10 protein-coding genes are annotated in these 21,240 nt (G+C 47.9%); 6 read left to right on the top strand and 4 right to left on the bottom strand.

Going from position 1 to position 21,240, the window contains the following annotated elements; translation table 11 throughout:
• Positions 1-3: 3 nt before the first annotated feature.
• From K2Y22_03880 to K2Y22_03870, 3 genes are read right to left on the bottom strand one after another with little or no spacing between them, the layout of a single operon-like run.
• On the bottom strand, positions 4-3,033 hold the full coding sequence (locus K2Y22_03880) for a peptidase domain-containing ABC transporter (protein MBX9877575.1): 3,030 nt from the start codon (positions 3,031-3,033) through the stop codon (positions 4-6).
• Complete coding sequence (locus K2Y22_03875) at positions 3,030-4,688, bottom strand: HlyD family efflux transporter periplasmic adaptor subunit (GenBank protein ID MBX9877574.1); 1,659 nt, start codon at positions 4,686-4,688, stop codon at positions 3,030-3,032. The genes K2Y22_03880 and K2Y22_03875 overlap by 4 nt, the downstream gene beginning before the upstream one ends.
• Positions 4,685-5,461, bottom strand: a complete 777-nt coding sequence (locus K2Y22_03870) for a peptidylprolyl isomerase (protein MBX9877573.1) — start codon at positions 5,459-5,461, stop codon at positions 4,685-4,687. The genes K2Y22_03875 and K2Y22_03870 overlap by 4 nt, the downstream gene beginning before the upstream one ends.
• Positions 5,462-5,609: 148 nt before the next feature.
• Here K2Y22_03870 and K2Y22_03865 point away from each other — a divergent pair, with 148 nt between their 5' ends.
• The 6 genes from K2Y22_03865 to K2Y22_03840 all read left to right on the top strand — a co-directional run bounded on the left by K2Y22_03865 (position 5,610) and on the right by K2Y22_03840 (position 20,663).
• Positions 5,610-6,119 carry a hypothetical protein gene (locus tag K2Y22_03865; GenBank protein MBX9877572.1) on the top strand — a complete coding sequence of 170 codons (510 nt, stop codon included), beginning with the start codon at positions 5,610-5,612 and terminating at the stop codon, positions 6,117-6,119.
• A gap of 210 nt (positions 6,120-6,329) precedes the next feature.
• Positions 6,330-10,841 carry a hypothetical protein gene (locus K2Y22_03860; GenBank protein MBX9877571.1) on the top strand — a complete coding sequence of 1,504 codons (4,512 nt, stop codon included), beginning with the start codon at positions 6,330-6,332 and terminating at the stop codon, positions 10,839-10,841.
• Between the two features lie 83 nt (positions 10,842-10,924).
• The gene (locus K2Y22_03855; protein ID MBX9877570.1) at positions 10,925-13,435 is read left to right on the top strand and encodes a hypothetical protein; all 2,511 of its coding nucleotides are present in this window, start codon (positions 10,925-10,927) and stop codon (positions 13,433-13,435) included.
• 54 nt (positions 13,436-13,489) lie between these two features.
• Complete coding sequence (locus K2Y22_03850; GenBank protein ID MBX9877569.1) at positions 13,490-17,803, top strand: hypothetical protein; 4,314 nt, start codon at positions 13,490-13,492, stop codon at positions 17,801-17,803.
• Positions 17,804-18,330: 527 nt separating this feature from the next.
• A complete protein-coding gene (locus K2Y22_03845; GenBank protein MBX9877568.1) occupies positions 18,331-19,410 on the top strand; it encodes a hypothetical protein in 1,080 nt (359 codons plus the stop codon).
• Between the two features lie 89 nt (positions 19,411-19,499).
• A complete protein-coding gene (locus K2Y22_03840) occupies positions 19,500-20,663 on the top strand; it encodes a hypothetical protein (GenBank protein MBX9877567.1) in 1,164 nt (387 codons plus the stop codon).
• A gap of 14 nt (positions 20,664-20,677) precedes the next feature.
• Here K2Y22_03840 and K2Y22_03835 read toward each other — a convergent pair whose 3' ends face one another.
• Entirely contained in the window at positions 20,678-21,175 is a 498-nt protein-coding gene (locus K2Y22_03835) for a hypothetical protein (protein MBX9877566.1), read from the bottom strand.
• Between the last annotated feature and the right edge of the window lie 65 nt (positions 21,176-21,240).

Here is a 21,240-nt window from a genome sequence, read left to right as displayed (position 1 = left end):
AATTTATATAGACTGCTGACTGCAGAGTTGGAAATACAAGCCTTTCTTTTGCAGAAGTTCGTCATGTTTGCCGCCTTCCACAATTTGACCTTGATCGACAACCAGAATGAGATCTGCACTCTTGATGGTGGAAAGGCGGTGAGCAATGACAATCATTGTGCGACCCTTGCGAATTGTCTCCAGACAGGTTTGAATGTGCTTCTCCGATTCACTATCCAGCGCGCTTGTCGCTTCATCCAGAATCAGAATGCGCGGTTCATGTAAGAGTGCTCGCGCGATTGCCATTCTCTGTCTTTCGCCGCCGGATAAGTTTTGACCCCCTTCGCTCAATTGCGTGTCGTAGCCGCTACCCATTGTCTGAATCTTATCGTGAATGCCGGCCATTTTAGAGGCGGCAATAATTTTCTCCAGAGGAGCGTCTGGGACGTAGAATGCGATGTTTTCGCGAACGGTGCCGGTAAAGAAATATTCCTGTTGGGCCACTACGCCTGTTCTTTTACGCAGATCGGATAATTCCATTTGGGTTGTTTCCACCCCATCAATTAAGACAGCACCTGATGACGGCAGATACAGTCCTTGTATCAATCGAGCAATTGTGGTTTTGCCACAGCCGGAGCGTCCAACTATCGCTATCATTTGATCCGGTTTTACAGAGTAAGAGACGTTGAGCAAAACATTTTTACTGGCTTGCTCGTTATATCGGAAAGTAACATTTTTGAATTCTATGAAGCCTTGAACGTCGGGCATGCGGGTTTTTGTGCCAATCTGTTCTGGTTGACTTCTAAATACATCGCCAATTCTTTCAAGAGAGATGTTGACTCCCTGCAATTGTTGCCACATAGAAATAACGCGCATTATGGGATCAATAACAAACGCCGACATCATCATTACAGCCATATATTGACCAACAGTGAAGGTTTTTGCTATGACTAGATGCGCGCCAAGCCACATTAGAAGCATGCGACCGGCAATATGCACAAGCTGTGTGAAGACGCTATAGCCATTGTAGGCAAGCTGTTGTCGAAAGGAGACACTGAGTTTGTCTACGAATATAATTTCCCATTTCCAGCGCGTGCGATTTTCAGCGGCGGCGGATTTGATTTTCTCTACACCATGAACTGTTTCTATTACACAGGAATCATTGGCTACTGTTTTTTTAAAGAGTTCGTTGCTGTACCCGCGCAAGAGTGGCGTGTAGGCAAAAGTGAGAAAGGCTAAGACTGCAACATAAGCCAATGTAGTAAGACCAAATGCCCAATTGTAATAGAAGAGCACGGCCAGATAAATAAGGGCCATTGAGCTATCAAGTAAGACAGTAATGGTGCTGCCTGATAAGAAAGCAGTGATGCGAGCATTTTCGTTGAAGCGTGCCAGCACGTCGCCGGTTGTACGCTGCTCAAAGAATTTCAAAGGTAAACTCAGCAAGTGTTTGAAAAACTGCACAAACAGCGCATGATCAATTTTGGTTGAAAGCGTCGAAAGCAAAACGCCACGGGCAAAGGTCAAAGCCGATTGAAAGCAGGTAACCAACAGCATGCCGATAAGCAGCATGTTGAGCATGGAAATGTCTTCGTGGACGATGACGCGATCGATAATTGTTTGTGAGAAAAACGGCGTGATGATCATCAGTGCTTGATAAACAATGCCGGCTAAGAGGACATCGCGAATTTGTTTTTTGTATGGTTTGGCCAGTGGCCAAAGGACGGTCAGCGGATTCTTTTGCCCAGGAGCTCGCTTTAGCTCAACAGTGGGCACTAGTTCCAACGCGCTCTTTGAAAAATCGCGAGTGAACTCTTCGCGACTTATTGTCAAAAGCCCTTCGGCTGGATCACCAATGCGCGCTTCGTGCTTGTTGATCTCGTACAATACAACAAAGTGATTTTGTTTCCAGAAACAAATCAAAGGTAGTTTGGCAGTCAATAACCCTTCATAAGTGCCTCTAATTCCTCTGGTCATAAAACCAAATTGCTCGGCAGTTTCAGCCAGAGATAAAAGATTGGTGCCTTCCACACTAACACCGGCACGTTCGCGCAAATCGTTTATATCCAGTCGCTTGCCGAAAAATAGTGCCACCATAGCCAGACAGGTGATTCCGCAATCCATTTGGCTTTGTTGCATGATAACAGGATATTGGTGCAGAAGCTTGCTCAGCTTTGTAGGCAGCGATTCTTCGACCTCTTCGGCGGCGCTTGGTTGACTAGCTTGTCTGTAAGACGCCGTTGGTGTTGCACTGGGAATGATTTTTGGTGTTGCAGAAGGGGATTGTCCGAAATTGCTCAATGCTTCTGCGACGTCGGAGTGGTGGCTGACAACCGCAGTGTATTGATCTGCGCTGAGAAAAATAAATTCCGCCGACTCTTTGACTGTGAAGTCATGTCCAGTACTTTTGAAGGGACCAAAATTATCGGTGATAAAGTAATCACCGGCATGCAAAGTCTGACTGCCGGAGATATCACTGAATTCAATCGATCCGTTTTTGATGATGTGCAGACCTTTGGTTGTGACATTTACACCACCAGTTAGGAGCAATCCTTGTAGGTAGCGTGTTAGAACTTTTGTCTTGTTGGGAGCTATGCCATCAAAGGGTGCATGCGTGCGTAGAAAACCAAGAAACTCAACGTTTTGCCGGTACTGTGTCAAAGCTTTAGCAAAAGACTGGTTCTGCTGAGCTAACTCTTCCAGAATGGATGCCTCTGTTCGTAATACAACCGACTGTTCAGAAGCGCGTGCCGACACATTATCAATGTTCTTAAGCCAACTGTCTGAAAAACACTCGCCGATTGTATCCAGCGTACAAATAGTCTGTTCTTGAGTATCCGAGCGCTTAAACAAACGCATTTTGCCGATAGCTAATATGTCAATTTCAGACGCTGATTTTTCGCGTAGAGTGTCGCCGAGCTCGAGTTTTTCCGGTCTTAGGCTCTGGGCTAATTTCTGAAATTCCGCGTCAGTGAGATTCGCCCAAAGCTCGTGATTGCGCAGGTGACTTTCTATTTGTGCATCAATTGACGTGCCCGGATTCATGTTCGTCATGCCTTAAAGTGCTCGTATTTTAACCGTAAAAGCGGACCCAGAAGTGTTATCAGCAGCCGGCGCTTTCTTAGCACTAACTGAGCTTCGACTTCCAGCCCCTGGCGTAAGGGAATTTTGCGATTGCGACAGACTATCCACTCCCGCTGTGGATCAAGGATAACCCTAAAGCTAGGGGGATGCTCCTTGTCCTCATGTGGATAGGCAGCGATCGTGCTTATCTTGGCCGGAATGATTCCATATTGTTGGTACGGATAAGCGGGAAATTGCAGTTTTACTAATTCACCCGGCCGCAAAAAAGCTATCTGCTCATTGGGCACATTAACACTGGCAACAAGATGCTCGTTTGCAGGCACAATGGTTAGAATTTCGTCTCCATGGTGCACCGCTTCTCCCACACCCTGAAAATTCATGAGTGCTATAGTGCCGGCAACAGGTGCCCGCAGTTCTCCTTTAAGATAAGAGCGTTCCGTCGAACTGATTGAGGCATTGAGCTCCTCAATTTGTTTCTTTATATTGTTTATCTCACTAAGTTCGCTGGCATAAGTTGAATCGGCTGCTCGCAAAGCCACGTGATACGATGCTTTGGAAGCTTGGTAATCACGTTCAACTGACCTCATGCGCATTCTTGTTTGTGCAGCCTGGCTGGCAATGTTGCCGATTCCGGCTTGCATTTCTGCTATTTGCATGGAATTGGACGATTGAAGTTCAGCCAGTTCATGTTTGGCTGATTCAAGCTGTCCTTCCAAGTCGCGTTGTTTTGATTCGGCACTAGTAAGGTCTTTTTGTCTGTCCTCCATCCTAATTCGAGCGTCCAGAACTTCGATTTTTGATGAAGCGCCAATTTTTAGCACACGCTCGTAGGCGGCGAGTTGCTTCTGTGCGCCATCCAGTGAACTACGCTGTTTGTCTACTGCCAACTTCTGCAGATCTACTTGTTGTTTAAGGGAATTGATCCGGTTGCGGATTTTTTGTTCTTCCAGCAAAAAGTGTTTGCCCCTATTAGCCAGTGCTTCTTCTTTTAGCCTGCGGTTTTCAGCGATGCTCTGGTGCTGGGATCTTAGAGCACTGAATTCGGGAATATTGCTTCCGTCTTCACTCGTCGAACGCATATCAAGCTCGGCTCGCTCCATGTGTCTTCCTGCCGCGTAGAGATCGCTTATCGCCCTGGCTACCTCATTTACTTTGGAGAGATCAGCGGGCATGGTGTGGGGATCTTTCATATAAGCGTTTAAGATCCGGCATGCGTGTTGGTGACTCTCTAACTCTTGCTTGGCTAGTTCAAGTTCTTGCTGGTCCTTCTGTAATTCGGCCCCAAAAGTTTTTGCATCCAGCTTCAACAACAAGTCACCCTTTTTTACATAGTCGCCTTGTTTCACGTAAATCGCTTCGATCTTGCTATCGAAACCGGCTCTAATGGGATGCACTTGTTCAAACGGAATTATTTCGCCGGGAGCCTGCGTGATCTCATCCAGCTCCATAAACCACGACCACGCTAGTAAAAGAACAGTTATGATGCCAACCAGGCGAAGAAGCATGCCGTTATCAATGTTGAATTCGACCCGAACCGGGCCGCGGCGACTTGACACTACCTCAGCTGTGCCCAGCTTGTCCGGTTCTACCGCATGCAATTTGTTGGATTCAGATTCCGGATTCATATAAACAGTTCAATGTTAGAGCGTGTTTTAGTGTCAGCTAACCATTCGGCAAACAGATCATCGACGATTTGTTTTCTACAATTATCGTCCAAAGAGGGTACTTGAACGCTTTCTATCAGATAGATCTCGAAATTTTTGTTGACCTTTAAAGGTCCCAAGACTTCGCCGACTTGCCCTTTTATCAGCAAGTCCTGCACATTAGGCGGCAGATCTTTCAGCTTAACATAGCCCGCATAGCCACAGGACTTGGCGTTTTCCTTATCGATACTGTATTTGCGCGCATATTCAAAAAAACTAGACCCTTCTAGCACAGAACTGACTATCTCACGTGCGGCCTCCTCATTGGCAACGACAATTTTGTACAGCTCCAGTGTCTGAAGGGCTTGTTTTTTGTAGGTAAAGGCCTCATCCACTTTGTCCTGAAAGAGTTTGTTTTTCAATTTGTCTACTCGTACATCGAATTGACATAGTTGCAGAAAATCATCATCGTCTAAGTGATGCTTATCCAGCCAGGCACGTGTATCTTCTACGGAAAGCAACTGGTTTTTCTGTCGAAAGGAGGTCATGTAGGTGGACACTTCTTCATCCGTTGTTTGAATTTGATATTGGTCGCATTTTGCTTCTATCAAAAGCTGATCAAGACAATCGTCGATTACTTGCCAGTTTTTTGTTGCAAGCAAGCAGTCTACGATATCTGAGGAAACAATATCTCTGTCGCCAATTTTGGCGATTAGGTCATCATCTTCTTCATTTAATAAAGACTCTTCTGTCACGCCAGTTATCGCCTATTTCCTATTAGTTTCCTACCACTCTTCCAATAAGTGATATCACTTGCTTAAATCAGAGCCGTGATTCTGCGTGCATGACATCCTCGGTGCTGTATACTTTTGCTGGTCTGATACTGAGGTTGATGCCGACTAAATGTTTAAAGGACTTCAAAGAATTGCTGCGACTGCCGCCATTTTGTCCGTGCCAGGGCTGACCGGTGCTTGTTTTGCTCAAGAAGAAAAGCCAGTTCCACTGCATGCGGAAATATCACCGGCGCCTGTGAAAAATATCCAGCAATCTAAGAAATGCCAGCCTAAGCAATGCGAGTGGGAGTTGCGCAAGTATCCGATAATAAGGTGGAAGCAGCACCCAGTGACCACAATACAAGGTGCTACGGTCCAACTAAGCACCACCTTTAATGACAAACGCGATATGTTCGGACGGGGCGTACTTCGGTATACGGTAACTGCCTCGCAAATTCCGCCGGCAAGCGGCACTTTTATTGTTCAGCTGCTCGATGCCAATGGATTTAAGCTGACGGAATTTGAAATTAAGCGGGATCGTTTTCACCCGGTGCCAGGCACGGCGCTTTTGGAAGCGGCTGATGAACATCCCTGTACAATGAAAGAATATAAGCAGGCAGCTGATTACGTCGTTATGTGATCCACAAAATTTTCACAACTTGGCAGTAGGTTAGTTAGTGGCACGAAAGACCCAAGTTTAATCGTCAAAGGCAGCAATACTGCGTTATCCGGCTTAATCATTGGGTAGTTAATTAGATAGTGGTAGAAGTTCCAGCACTTAGGTCTTGGATCTATATGTCCTGTGGCAAAAGCTGGCTGGGTTATTACTTTTTGGGAGAAGTAAGCGTTTATGTCTAGGAAAAACAACAAGAAGGCCAAGGCTAGTCCTAAGAGCAACGTTGTCTATCAAGAACTGCCATCCATAGAATCTGAATCTCCTGAAGAAATGCTCAAGAGATTGGGCGGCGTGGCAGCGCACGCAACCAGTGAGACAACGAAGATACCAATTGCTCCGCCGCTGACGCCGCATGGAGGGGTGCCGGACCCGACAGGAACGGGCGGGCATATTGCTCCTCCGCCGCCTACCCATCACGAGTGGCAGGAACAAGCTCATCAGGACGAACAAGCGGCAAAAACGGCGGAAAGCGCAGGACACTATCATCAGGCTGCACAAGACTGGAGTAATGCCGGCACAATTTACGACAATCATGATGTATACAAAGCGGCAGCAAAAGATTATCAAAATTCAGCGACGGATTATGGCACGGCTGGCGATAAGACAGCGGAAGTGCAAGAATTCAACAACGCTGGACATGCTTTTGACAAAGCGGCTTCTCAGGCAACTGATCATAACGATGCCGCCCGCGATTATTTTCACGCCGGGCAAGCATTTACATCTGCCGAAAATTTTAGCAAGGCGGCAACATCCTACAGCAATGCGGCAACGGCTTTTGAAGCGGCCAATCATCCCAATGAAGCTCAGGCAGCCTTTGACATGAGCAATGCAGTAGGACTTCTTGTGGCCAATGATCCTAGTGCCGCTGCACAGGCTTTTGAGAATGCGGCGCAAATTTTGATCTCTCATCACCCCAATCAGGCGGCACAAGCTTACGATGGTGCCGGGTACGCCTTAAATCAGGCAGGTCATCACAATGAAGCGGCACAAGCTTACGATCAGGCAGCGCAGATCCTTAGCCAAGCTGGTAATCATAGTGAAGCTGCAATTGCATACCAACATGCCTCAACGGCTTTGAGTCAAGCAAATCATCCCAATGAAGCTAATGCAACTTCCGATATGATGAAGGCCGAATTAGACCTCAGTGCCGGTCATCTCAATGAAGCCGGGCAAGCTTTCAGTAATGCCGCGCAAATCTTCAGCAACGCCAATCATCATAATCAAGCCGCAGCCGCTTACGAAAAGTCCGCGCAAGTCTTCAATGAAGTTATTGAGGGTGGGGACAGATCAGGTGAGGCTTGGGAAAATGTGGCGCAAGCTAACAGTAATGCAGCGCATGCCTACATGGCAGGTGGGCATGTTGACAAAGCTATGGAGGCCTTTGAAAGTGCTGCAGCAGATTTCAATACTGCAGCGGCAGCTTTTTCTGCCTCACATGATCCTGCCGATGCTGCGGCAGCCTATGATAAGGCCGGTGTAAATTTCCAGTTGTCCGATCATTTCAACGAGGCTGGGATAGCTTACGAAAATGCCGGAGCCGCTTTTACAACAGCCAAGTTTCCCGACAAGGCCGCGCAAGCTTACGAAAATGCTGCCGGCAACTACAACTCGGTTATCACCGTGGATGGTATCACGTCAGGTGAGGCTTATGCGAATTTAGCCCAAGCTTACAGTTTGGCGGCAGCAGCTTACACGGCAGGCAAGCACCCTAACCAGGCTGCGACAGCAAACGATAATGCTGCGGCAAGCTATAACAACGCTGGTGCCGCATTCCATGATCCCAACAAGGCAGCAGGTGCTTATGAAAACGCCGCAACGGCTTTCACGGCAGCGCACCATCCTAATGAAGCCAAGACAGCTTTTGAAAATGCGGCAACAAACTACAAAGACGCCGCTGATGCGGACATAGCAAACCATCATCCAAATGAGGCAGCGGCAGCTTACGAAAATGCAGCAACAGCATTCTCAGAAGCTGGTCATAACAATAAGGCAGGGGCAGCTTACGACAGTGCCGCGCAAGCATTCACGACAGCTGGTCATCACAATAAAGCCGCCGCAGCATATGAAAGTGCAGCAGGAGCCTACAGTGCCGTTGTTAACGGTGGAGACAAATCAGGTGAGGCGTGGCAAAATGTAGCCCAAGCATACGAGAGCGCCGCATTAGCTTACGCGGCAGCCCATCATCCTAACGAGGCCAAGGCTGCTTATGAAAACGCGGCAACAAACTTCGTAGCCACTGCCGGTGCCTACCTGGCAGCAGGTGATTATGCCAAGGCAGGGGCCGCTTACAATGAAGCGGGCACGTCATTTGCCTCGGCCGGTCATCCCAATGAAGCAAAAGCTACCTCTTATCTTGGTCAGGCGGAGTCCGATCTTGCTGCTGGTCATCCGACAGAAGCCGGGCTGGCATTCAGTAGTGCCGCGCAAATTTTCAGCCAAGCCAATCATTACAATCAGGCTATAACAGCTTATGGTGAGGCGCAAGCTGCATTCACTAAAGCCGGTCATACCCATTTAGCTGATGCCGCCGGACAGATGCAGTACGGTGAGCAGTATATAGCTCAAGAAGGAATGGGTCCAGGAGCACAGCAACAGTTTGCCTATGCCATAAGTTACTATCAGACGGCAGCGCAAAGAATGGAAGGCAAAGGTGATTATAGCCAAGCCGGACAAGTCTGGATGGAGACAGCATATGCCTGTACTCTAGCCGGGCAGGATGCCACTGCCTCTTACACTAACGCAGCGCAAGACTTCACCAAGGCTGCGACTGCTGCAAGCACCAGCCATCCCAATCAGGCAGCAGCTGATTACGAAAACGCCGGCAATGCTTATGAAAGTCTTGGCCATTTCAATAAAGCAGCAGCAGCTTTTCAAAGTGCAGCTGTGATTTACAACAATGAGCACAATTGGGAGAAAATGGCTGAAGCGCAGAACATGGAAGGCAAAGCATACTCTGATGCGAAAAATTATGCGCTGGCGGCCAATCAATTTAGTTATGCAGCAGTCAATTTTTTGAAAGCTAACGACTATGAAAATGCAGGAAAGGCCTTTGAAAGTGCAGGCAATGCTGAAAAAAGTGCCGGACATCCCAACCAAGCAGGAAATGCTTTTGAAAGTGCAGGCAATGCCTTTGAAACTGCCGGTCATTTTAATCAGGCGTCCGCCGCCTATGGCAATGCAGTAAGCAGATATAACCAGGCAGGTAATTCCTTTGAGGCAAAGACAGCCGGCTATATGCAACAGGCGGAGCAGGATTTAGCCAACAACCAACCAGCAGACGCAGCAAGTAATTTTGCCAAGGCGGCATATCGCTTTGAAGAAAGATCGCATTATGAACGTGCAGGGGCAGCCTATGAAAGCGCAGGCAATGCCTATCAAAGTGCAGGCAAGCACAATGAGGCAGCTCAAGAATACAATCAGGCAGCAAATGCATACGTTGAGAATGGCAATTTCAATCACGCAGCAGATGCCTATGGAAAAGTAGCGACAGCTTATACAGAAGCAGGGCATCCCCGTGAAGCAGAAGCAGCCGGCTATATGCAACAAGCCGAGCAATCTTTGGCTACCAATGAACACGCACAAGCGGCACTAGATTTTGCGCAAGCAGCGAGTGCTTATCAAAGTGCCGGTGATACTAATCGAGCAGCATCTGCCTACCAGCAAGCAGGACACTACTACAAACAAGTTGGTGATTTGTATCGGGCAGGAGAAGCTTACGAGGGTGCCGCGCACAACTCAACTGGTGTTGAGCAACAGGGCTACTATAAGGAGGCAGCCGACAACTTCTTTCAGGCCGGCAACAACTACTCGTCCAGTCAACCCATTCATCCTAATAAGGCCGCAGCTGCCTACGAAAGCGCAGGTAAGGATTATCAAAACGCCGGCAATCACAATCAAGCAGGCAATGCTTTTAGTTATGCAGGGAAGTATTACTTACAAACATGTCATTTCAACACTGCCGCTGCCGCTTTCGAGAGTGCCGGCAATGCATACCACGCTGCATCTGAGGGACCGTATGCTACCCAGGATGAAAAATCAACGGCAGCTTATTACTATGATTCGGCAGGAAGCGCCTATGACAGTGCCGGACACTTTAATAAAGCGGCAGCAGCCTTTGGTCAAGCAGCAAGCAATTATGCACAAAATCACCCTAATCAAGCAAAAGCAGCTAGCGATATGCAGCAAGGAGAACTAGCTCGAGCCAACGGGGATCCCAATAAAGCAGCCAAGGACTTTATGGCGGCAGCAACAGGCTTCCAGTCAGCAGGTGAAGCATCGTTTGCCTATAACTGTGCTGGAAATGCTTATGCATCTGCCGATCACTTTAATGAAGCAGCAGCTGCTTACGAAAAAGCTGCGGGACTGGCCGAATCGACTGCCGACTTAGGACAAGCATACGAGAACGCCGGAAATGCTTATGCAAGGGCCGGCCATTTTAATAAGGCAGCAGCAGCCTATGGTAATGCAGTGGAAGCCTATCAAAGTTCAGGAGATCAAAGTACGGAATTTTCCAATTTAACTAAGGCGGCCGGCTACATGCAGCAGGGCGCGCAAGCCAGGGTCAATGATGATCCGACCCAAGCAAGAGATGCGTTCAATAAGGCAGCACAGGCTTATGAAACGGCTGGTGATTCCTCTCAGGCAGTCGCTGCCGGTAAATTGGCGTCCGAGTGCCCACCGGCTTGATGCTTCACAGATTTTCCACAGGAGTAGAGTACGTTTCTTAGTAGGCGCAGGCAAAATGGGACCTTTGGGAGAGGTATGTTTTTATGTCTCGGAAAAATAACAAGAAGGGTAAGGCAAGCCCCAAGAGCAGCGTTATGTATCAAGAGTTGCCCTCGCTGGAATCTGAAACTCCTGCAGAAATGCTCAAGAGATTGGGTGGTGTGGCTGCACACGCGACCAGTGGGTCGACGAGGATACCAATTGCGCCGTCGTTGACGCCTCATGTAGGAGGAGTGCCGGACCCGACAGGAGCTGGTGCGCATTCGGTTACGACTCCGCCGGCTCATCACGAGTCAGGACATCTGGGTGCTACCCCCGATTGGCACAATCAAGTGTCTCAGGACGAAGAAGCAGCTAAAACGGCGGAAACCTCCGGTCATTATCATCAAGCAGCAAAGGACTGGGATGCCGCCGGAACTATTTACGACAAGCATGATGTTTATAACTCCGCAGCAACAGACTATCAAAATTCGGCTACAGATTATGCAAAGGTCGGCGACAAGGCAAGTGAAGCGCAAGAGTACAACAATGCGGGAGCAGCATTTGAGGCAGCCGGACATCACGATAAGTCAGGCGTTGCTTACGAACAAGCCGGACAGGCTTACTTGGATGCCGGTCACCATAATGAGGCTTTGACGGCGTTTAATAACGCGCTGACAAATTTCAACAATATTGCTCAACCAACAGCCGTGCAATTAGTTGATATAGCTCTGGCCTACACTGGTCAAGGACGAGCTTATCAAAGCTTGGGTCATCCCAATGATGCAATTGCCGCTTTTAATTCAGCAGTGACAGACTTTCACAACGCCTCCAATGAAGTGGATACTCCCGGCACGCAGCTGTTAATGGGTTTAGCACAGGCACACTATGGTTTAGGGTTGGCGATGCAGAACTTAGGTGAATCCGGGTGCGAGAGACAGTTCGGATTGGCGGTTGAGAATTACCAGAATGCCTTTGAAGGTGACAATGCGCCCACTGTCCAGCAATGGCAAGATAGAGCTGAAGCATGTGCTCAATTGGCCATTTCTTTAGCAAACAACGGACATGAGAGTGAAGCACATAGAGCAGAAAAAGACGCAGGTATCTGCTTTGATCACGCCGCTCTCGATTTCCGCGCAGCGCATGATTACAGTAATGCGGCCCAAATGTTTGTAAAAGGAGGTCAAGCTTATAGCGAGGCCGGACTATCTTCTTTCGCTGCGAAATCCTACGAAGAGGGTGGTGTTGAATTCAGCAAAGTAGGCAATCACAATGAGGCTGCACAGGCATACGACAGTGCAGGATATCTCTACGGCACACTCGGTCAACACACTGATGCTGCACACGCTTACGACAACGCAGGAAAAGCTTTCGGCAAAGCCGGTGATCAAAATGGAGCGCAGGCGGCGTTTGACATGATGAATGGACAAAACGATCTGAGCAACAATCATCCAAATGCGGCAGCAGGTGAGTTCAACAGTGCAGCACTAATTTTAAGCGGGGCAGGTCACCACAATCAGGCTGCGGAAGCTTACGGTCAGGCAGGACAGGCCTTCAGTCAAGCCGGCCATTACAATGAGGCCGCTCAAGCCTACGGCAACGAGGCAGGAGCCTATAGCGCAATCGTTCAGGGCGGTGACACTAAAGATCAGGCTTGGGCAAACATTGGACAGGCATACACTAGTCAGGGAGAGGCTTATCTTCGGGCAGGACATTATAACGATGCTTTGACGGCCTTTAACAACGCAATGTCAAATTTCAATAACGTGCTCCAGCCGACAAATCAGGAGAATGCAGAAATGGGACTTGCGTATGCAGGTCAAGGGCAGGCTTATCAAAGTTTAGGTCATCATCATGAGGCGGTTACAGCTTTCAATAACGCTATACAGGAATTTTATTCTGTCTCCGGTGCGGAGGAAAGTTCAAGTCAGCTTTTAATGGGTTTAGCTCAAGCACACTATGGTTTAGGTCTAGCGATGCAAAGCTTAGGTGAGCCTTTGTCGAAGGTAGGGGAGCAGTTTGCTCATTCGGTAAATGATTACCTGAAAGCTTTCAAAATTGACGCCGATCCTACCGCTCAACAATGGCAAGATCGAGCTGAAGCATATGCTGGTTTAGGGCAGTCTTTTGTGAAAATGCCGGATCATAGCAGTGAGACTCTAAGGGCATTTAGAGACGCAGGAGAATGTTATGACCACGTCGGTTCTGATTTCAATACTAATCATGTCTACAAGGATGCCGCGCAAGCGTACGAAAATGCGGCAACATATTACGGCAAGGCTAACGAACCTGACTCTGCAACGAAGGCTTGGCAGAATGCCGGTAGTAACTTTATAGAAGCGGCCAAAGATCAAGATCAAAGTAACTCTCAAAATGGTCAAAAAGATTTGCAAGACGCCTACAATGCTTTCAAGTCCGCAGCCGGACTAGAAAGCGGAAGTGCCGCTTCTTCCACTTGGGCTGAGGCAAAGTCTCAACTTGCTGACGCTGCTGGCTACTTTGCCGGCACAACGCCACCTGATACTGAGCGGGAGAAATTAGCCAAGCAATTGGCTTCTCAGTGTCCGCCCACTTAGTGACGATACGAGATGACATAACACGAAAAGGGATTTTAAGAGAGGCAAGATTTTATGGCAAGGAAGAATAATAAGAAGGGCAAGGACAATCGCAAAGGAAGTGTTGTCTATCAAGAGCTGCCATCTATACAGTCTGAAACTCCTGAAGAAATGCTCAAAAGATTGGGCGGTGTGGCAGCCCATGCAACCAGCGAGACAACGAAGATACCTATAGCACCGCCGCTGACACCTCATGGAGGAGTGCCGGATCCAACGGGATCTGGTACGCATCACGAATCAGCTCACGGCTCTGGTCCGAGTTGGCAGGAACAAGCACATCAAGATGAACAAACGGCACAAAAGGAGGAAGCTGGCGGACACTATCATCAGGCAGCACACGAGTGGGATAGCGCCGGTAATATTTACGAGAATCATCAAGTGTATGATTCTGCAGCAAAAGATTTTCAAAACTCTGCAACAGATTATGCTCATGTTAAAGACACCGCAAACGAGGCTCACGAATACAATAACTTAGGACTTGCTGAGGCTAATGGTGGTCATCATAATGAGGCGGCTGCCGCCTATGACAATGCGGGACAATTATTGAGTGGGCTTCATCACTACAATGAAGCAGGTAGTGCATACAACAATGCGGCAATAAACTTTAGTGATGCGCATCACAACAACGAGGCTGCTGAAGCCTACAACAATGCAGCGCTAAACTACAGCGCGGTGGTTAATCTCGAAAATAACAATTCGGCTCAAGCTTACGATAACGCAGCGCAAGCCTACGCAAATGCCGGGGCGGCTTACACAGCTGCAGGTCATCATAATGAAGCTGCGCAAGCCTACGAGGGTGCAGCGCTTTACTTTAGTGGGGCGATAAATGTTGGCGGCGCCTCATCAGTACAGGATTATAACAATCTGGCGCAGGCTTATGAAAATGCAGGGGTCGCCTTTACTGCTGCCGGTCATCCTAATCAGGCAGGTCAAGCCTATGTAAATGCAGCAAACAACTATTCTGTGGTGGTAAATATACTGGGTGATAAATCAGATCAAGCCTATGAAAATCTAGCGACAGCTTACAATAACGCTGGTCAGGCTGAGAGTGGCAACTATTACACTGCCAATGCGGCCACCTATTTCAGCGACGCTGCGCAAATATTCAACAATTTGCACCATTACAATCAAGCTGCACAAGCATACGAAAATTGTGCCAGCTTTTTGAACAACTATTATTCCTCTGGTGGGCTGCCAGGCACGCACGTTTACATTGCTGAAGCCTACGCTGCTGCAGCACAGGCTTATGACAATGCCGGACATAACAACAAAGCAGAAGCAGCTTACGAAAATGCGGCGACAGCTTATGCGCAAGCGGGTGCGAATGCAAACAACAACCAAGACCCACTTGATGCAGCAACGTACTATAGTGATGCTGGAAAATGTTTTAGTGAGGCGCATCATTACAACAAGGCTGCAAGTGCTTATGAAAACGCAGCAGGCATTTTAAGCAATGTGTTTAATTCGGGTGCCGGTGATGGCAATACACTTGATGGAATTGGAGCAGCCTATTATGGTGCAGCGCAGGCTTATGCTAATGCTGGACATCTAAACAAAGCACATGAAAACTATGAAAATGCAGCTTCCAATTATGTTGAAGCCGGCACCACCTACCTAAGTGGTTCAGCAGCTGCAGGTGCGTTTACGCAGGCAGCGGAAGCCTATAACAAGGCCGGCGACACGGCCAACGCGCAAAAATATGGAACAGAAGCGGCGCAAACCTGGGAGAGTGTAGCTCAAGCTGCTATTCAGCAGGCACAAGGAAATGATTATGGCTTACCCAGCCAATCGCAGGCAGACTATGGAAATGCTGGGCAGGCATATTTGATGGCTGGGCAGGCCTTAACTGCTGCCGGCCATCCCAATCAAGCAGCGCAAGCCTTCGAAAATTCTGCACAGAACTTCAGCAATATGATCAATTTACCTGGTGTACCTGGAGGGATGCCGGCTACTCCGACAATATATAACGATATAGCTTCTGCTTATGCCGGGGCAGCAAGTGCTTATCTGCAAGGCAATCATCACGACAAGGCTGGTCAATCTTACGCTGATGCAGGCTCCAACTACAGTCAAGCAGGACACCCCAGTGAAGCCACGCAAGCATATGAGAATGCAATCCAGCAACTTAAACAGACCAGCGATCATAACGCACTCGGACAGGCTTACGATGGATATGCGCAGCTCTTAAATCAAGCCGGTCATTATAATCAATCCGCGCAAAATTATGATAACGCCGGGCAGCAGTTTAGCCAGTCAGGTCATAACAACGAGGCGGCGGCTGCTTACGAGAATGCCGCGCAGCTATATAGTCAAGCCGGCCATCACAATGAAGCAGCGGCTGCTTACGAAAATGCCGGGACTGCTTACATGGCAGTTGGACATCATAACGAAGCGGCAGCTGCATTTGAGACTGCAGCACAGGACTACGCAAATGCCGGTCATCACCATGAGTCTGGAGAGGCTTATGAAAAGGCTGCAGCAGCCTATGAAGCAGCCGGTCATTACAATAAAGCCGGTGCTGCTTACAGTGATGCCGGTGCTGCTTTTATGCAAGACGGACATCACAACGAAGCAGCTTCTGCTTATTACGATGCGTCACAGGCCTATAGCCATATAATCTGGCAGGGACACAAAACAACAGAGGCCTGGGACAATATTGCGCAAGCCTATAACAATCAGGGCTCTGCGTTAATGGCGGCAGGACACCACAATGAGGCAGCTGCTGCTTACGAGAATGCGGTGTCGAATTACGACAATGTGGTTTTTGGTGGTGACACGTCCGCTCAGGCGTACAATAACATAGGGCAAGCATATGAAAATGCCGGAGCGGCCTACGCAGCAGCCGGGCACCACAACGAAGCGGCCAATGCCTATAGTTGTGCGGCGTCGAACTTCGCTACTGCTGTCAATGCATTAGGTCAGGCTGCAGCTGAAGAGGGTGCTGGACAAAACTATAGCCTTGCCGGTCATCATAATGAGGCGGCAAATGCTTTCAACTTTGCGGCAAATTTATATCAAAGCAACGATCATTTTCATAAAGCAGCCGAGGATTTTAACAATGCAGGGAAAAATTGGCTTGCCGTAAATGATAATCGTGATGCCGCGCCAATGTTCTGGAGCGCTGCACGCTGCTTCATGGATATAGCGCAGGCTGATCAAATTGCAGGACATCACAATGAGTCTCTGGCAGCCTATAATAGTGCGGCGATAGCTTACAATAGTGCGGCAACGGCATATGCTGCAAGTGGTGGCACATCCGAAGCAGCGCAGACTTACAAGGATGCGGCCGAGGCTTATCAAAATGCTGGTCATTTGCATAGTGCAGCACTGGCCTACTACAATGCGGCAAATAATTATGTCGGTAAGGGGGACAAGCAAGATGCAATAACTGCTGCTACAAATGCGGCAAATATTTATTTGCAACTTGCCGGTTCAGATCCAAGCGGAAAGGGCGAAATAGAGCAAGATTTGCAATACGCCAATAGCGCATGGCAGGTTGTAGTCAATAACACCGGAACGGCAGAGGCTATTTCTGCTTGGAGTAAAATGGCTCAGAGCTTTGAAACGGTGGCAAATACGCTGCATAGTAAAAGTGACGATAAGGATGCCGAGAGTGCCTGGGGTTTTGCGGCGCAAGCGGTTCAACAAACTGCCCAACTTTACAGCAGCGCCGGTCATAATAATGAAGCTATAAAGGCTTACCAAAGTGCCGGGCAGCTATACGCTCAAGCTGACCAGCGTTGGGATTCCGCAAGTGCTTATTATGGTGCAGGGCAAGTCTATGGCACCATAGCAAGCAGTGACCTGCAGGATAAGAACTCAGGTCAGGCGGTAACTGCTTATATGAATCAGGCAAAACAATTTTTGAGTGCTGCTGAAGCTGACCCTCAATTCTCTGATGGTAGTGGGAATGACATGGCAGCTTTAGCCAGTGGAGCTTTTACTTCTGCGGCAAACTGCGTAACAAGTCTAAATGCTAAGGAAAACATCTGGTCTGAGGCACAAGTATATTTTATAGGCGCAGCAAATAGCTTGATACAGTGTGCAGAAAATAATGGCAGCGACAAGGCGAATGAATGGAATCGGCCTGACAGGTATCTTGACGAAGCCTACTCGATGTTTACAAATCTTGCTAATTTGGCTGCTGCTAATCCTACAGGATGGCCCAGTTATAGCACCCCAAAAGGCATTTGGTATCAAGCATCTAGTGAGCTTCTCAATGCCAGTACCTGGTTCGCTAACAATGGTGATGTAGATCATGATCCCAACAATCCTGCAGCCTACGCAAATAATCTTTCCGTTCAAGCAGAACAAAATGCTCAAGGCTGACATCAGTGCTTAGGTAAGTACATTAATCGTTATGTAATATTGAGTCCAGGACATGATCAACTCTTGCGTTTGTTTGCGCTGTAAATAGCCGTCTCTGGTGCAGGTAGACTTCTTTTCGTTGATCGTCTATTGGAGCTTAGCAAGGCGTTACCTGGCATAACGGAACGGCAGTCTACTATGCCGCCAGAATTCCAGAGATATTTCATTGGCCGTTGCCGTATATTTTTGACCATTTGTGGACCTGTCAGTTGTTTACCTACATGACACTGTCCATTGAATTTTCCATGTTTTCGCTTATCTGGTTTCCGCCCGTGGGTGCTGTTATCTGCCGTTGTATTGCACTTGGGTATGGATGCGTTGCTGAACATTCCGCTGTTTCAATGGACGATGCTGACCGCCTTTATTTGTTTCTGGGAACCGGCAAGTTGTGAACGGTTAATAAATAGGCTTATATCCACGAAGTTTCCACGTAAATTAGCTACGCTTATGTATGGACTAAAGTAAGGATGGGGGTGAAAATAGAAAGCATGAATACTGCAAATTCAGTCAAGATTTCCTTGCTTCTAGTAATATTGGTACCGTTGTTTAGCGTGCCGGTCGACGCTGCGCCTGTAGTAGTTCGCACGCATCCAATAACCGGACGGCCGATACACCACCGCATCGGTCGCTTTGGCGTGGCTTCACATAGAATAGGTCACCCTGTCACCAGCATCGAAAGCCGAATAGGCACCCCGGCTCAGGCTGTTAATATACTCAATTCGACTTTGACTAATCGCATTGATAACAGATCAGTTGTCGAGCATGCATATCTAAATAGCATTAATGAGCGTTTGACAATTGAACGACTCGCACCATCCTTTTCCAGCAGACAGGAGTCCGGCAAGAATGATCTTTTAACCGGCAAGGATAGGAATTTAAGAACCGATATCCATTCTAAGGAAGCCGCAAAAAACATAGCAAAGAGTGTTGAAAGTACACTCGGCACGGCATTGGCAGGCAATGCCGGACAAAGCAGTGGTACTACGTCTGCTGATGGTGGCAATTCAACAACTGCTGCCGGTGATGGATCCGGTGGCTCAATGGGTTATTCCGGCGACACTCCCGACGAGTTGAGTCAGGAAAGAACACGTATTGATGGCGATAAAATTCACATGGGACAAGGAAGTGTGCTTGTCTCTTATGAGAATAAGATTTCTGTGCAAACACGTCTGGCGGAAATTCGTTTGGCACCTTTAGCTTGCGTGTTTATCGTGCAGTTTGGTGATGATGTTGCTATCTACAATCTCGGCGATAACCATAAAGGTGATGTCACTGTTGTTTTGAACAACAAAGAATCGCTAGCGGTACCATTTGGACATCAATTGGTTTTGAGTGCACAACAATCAGAGTTTGCCAAAGCCAATCCCAGTGAAAAAATACAGTGCGATAAAGTTCATCACTTGGGTAGACGCCAAGGTGTCCATGTGTTTGACGCAACATATTCGCCAATTTCTGCTTTAGATAATGCACCACAACTTGATTCGCTGCTTACGTCTGAAAGTCCGCAGGACAAACAGACTATGAATCGCATGTTCAAATCAATGGCCGCACTGCTTGCTGTGCAGTAATTAGGTCTTGAAAATGCCCGATCGACATGAGACCATTCTTATGATTGTGGGCGCAAAAGTATATCGGGTATATATCGACGAGGGGCGCATTGCTATCTCGACCCATCAACATTGAAAGACCGGCTACCAATTTTTTGGTGGCAACATTTCTCTGTTTGTTTTGTGGACATGCTGCTTCAGCGCAGACTACTGTATTGCCTACTGAGCTTGTTCCAATTCCTGGTCATGGTGGAGAATCTCAAACACCGTTTGCCCATGATATGCAACTTCGACTTTTCCAAAAGTTGCCGTCTCAATTTTATTTTTCTTCGAGTACTGAGTCGACATTTCGTATAGAGACAAATCCTTTTCAATTTCCTCCGAAGAAGACAATTTTGCAGCAGGAGGTTCCTCCCGGCACTCTATTTGCTGATATGGATCCTTCTGATCAACTGCAAGTGTTGAGGATGTTGAGTGAAGTCAATTCTTTCGACAACGTCAACCGTATCAACCCTAACTTGACCGCTGGTTGGGCGCCGACATCCAACCTACAATTCTTCGTTAACTACTTTTTCCTGCGTGATTCGCTTATTAGCAATTCCGTGCTCAATTCAAATACTCATTCGATAGGACCGGGCGTTCAATACAACATCAATTTTGGTAAGTACACCTTGCAGCCTCAATATCAAATGCGCGAATTATGGCAGACAGGTCAGCCCGGAGTCTTTGACTTATTGCCGGCTATGACTTTGCAAAGACAGATGACGCCGAATTTGATTGTCTATCTGAATGCTGTATTGCAAGTCCGTTTTAAAAATGTCCTCGGCGGACCTATGCGTGAGCTTGATCCTTTCTATACGGCAGGAATGTATTACCAAAAAGGTGGCTGGTCTTTCTCAGCTACAGGCACCTTTTTGCAAAACTTCCGCGAACCATTTGGTCGTAATGCGTTGATACCAGTCAATAATGATTCAATAGTTTTGGATTTTGAATTAGACAGGCAAGTTAGTAAACGACTGCCCGGTTTGGTTTCTGTTATCCGCGCAGAACCTGTATTCAACTTTGCATCGAAGGGAACACCCGGAATTTCCGGCATCGACTTTCGACTTTATTACGGCTTTCGCCTTTCCATGTCTAAGCCGCCTTTGACTGCCACCATTCAGCAGTTGAAAGAGAGATACAAGCCTCGGAAGCCGACACAGCAACAACAATCTTTTATCCCAGCACCAATCGTCCCGGGTCCGACGCTGTTAACTGCGCACGGGGTTATGTAGATTCTTTGTCGAGCCTATGCGCTGGCTGATTTGGATTTCTTGTCGTCCGGGAAGTGGTTTTTCATCGTTACTTCCGGGGTGCCCGGCGGAATATAGGCGTACGGTCGTCCATTTTCCATGTAAGCATGAGCAGGAGTCCCTACTAAATTGCCGTTTTTGTCGTAGTGACAATTAGTTAGACAATTGTAGTAGGGGTTTTGACCTTTAGTTGGCTCAAGATAAACAGTGTTTGGGGTATTCTTCTCACCCTTGTGCTCGCGGGGATCATAGCCTGGCGTGAAGCGCACCATTAAAGGTTGTCCGTTGAAGGTGCCGGTGCAATAGGCTTGTTCATTGGGTCCGAGCGCTCGAGATTCAGGTGGCGCTTGGGCCAACAAAGCTTCCTGATAGTCTTTGCTTGTCAGACTTTGCAGGAATGAAGTCAAATTACTTCCATCCCCTTGCAGTTGGGTATTTTGTTGGTCACCCTTGTCGAAGTTTTGCTCAGCCTTATTCTGCCTGTCGTGTGACATTAAAGATTCTCCCGTCGTTCAGCCTAAGTAGATATACCCAGGACGGACAGGTTCTGGACAAGTCT

Source organism: Candidatus Obscuribacterales bacterium (assembly GCA_019744775.1).
GTDB lineage: Bacteria > Cyanobacteriota > Vampirovibrionia > Obscuribacterales > Obscuribacteraceae > SBAT01.
Note: the sequence above shows the minus strand (reverse complement) of the source record. Positions and strands in the feature narration are given on the sequence as shown.

Coding starts and splice junctions, on each gene's coding strand:
- K2Y22_03850 (MBX9877569.1), top strand. CDS start 13,490: ATGGCAAGGAAGAATAATAAGAAGGGCAAGGACAATCGCAAAGGAAGT.
- K2Y22_03835 (MBX9877566.1), bottom strand. CDS start 21,175: ATGTCACACGACAGGCAGAATAAGGCTGAGCAAAACTTCGACAAGGGT.
- K2Y22_03855 (MBX9877570.1), top strand. CDS start 10,925: ATGTCTCGGAAAAATAACAAGAAGGGTAAGGCAAGCCCCAAGAGCAGC.
- K2Y22_03845 (MBX9877568.1), top strand. CDS start 18,331: ATGAATACTGCAAATTCAGTCAAGATTTCCTTGCTTCTAGTAATATTG.
- K2Y22_03875 (MBX9877574.1), bottom strand. CDS start 4,688: ATGAATCCGGAATCTGAATCCAACAAATTGCATGCGGTAGAACCGGAC.
- K2Y22_03865 (MBX9877572.1), top strand. CDS start 5,610: ATGTTTAAAGGACTTCAAAGAATTGCTGCGACTGCCGCCATTTTGTCC.
- K2Y22_03880 (MBX9877575.1), bottom strand. CDS start 3,033: ATGACGAACATGAATCCGGGCACGTCAATTGATGCACAAATAGAAAGT.
- K2Y22_03860 (MBX9877571.1), top strand. CDS start 6,330: ATGTCTAGGAAAAACAACAAGAAGGCCAAGGCTAGTCCTAAGAGCAAC.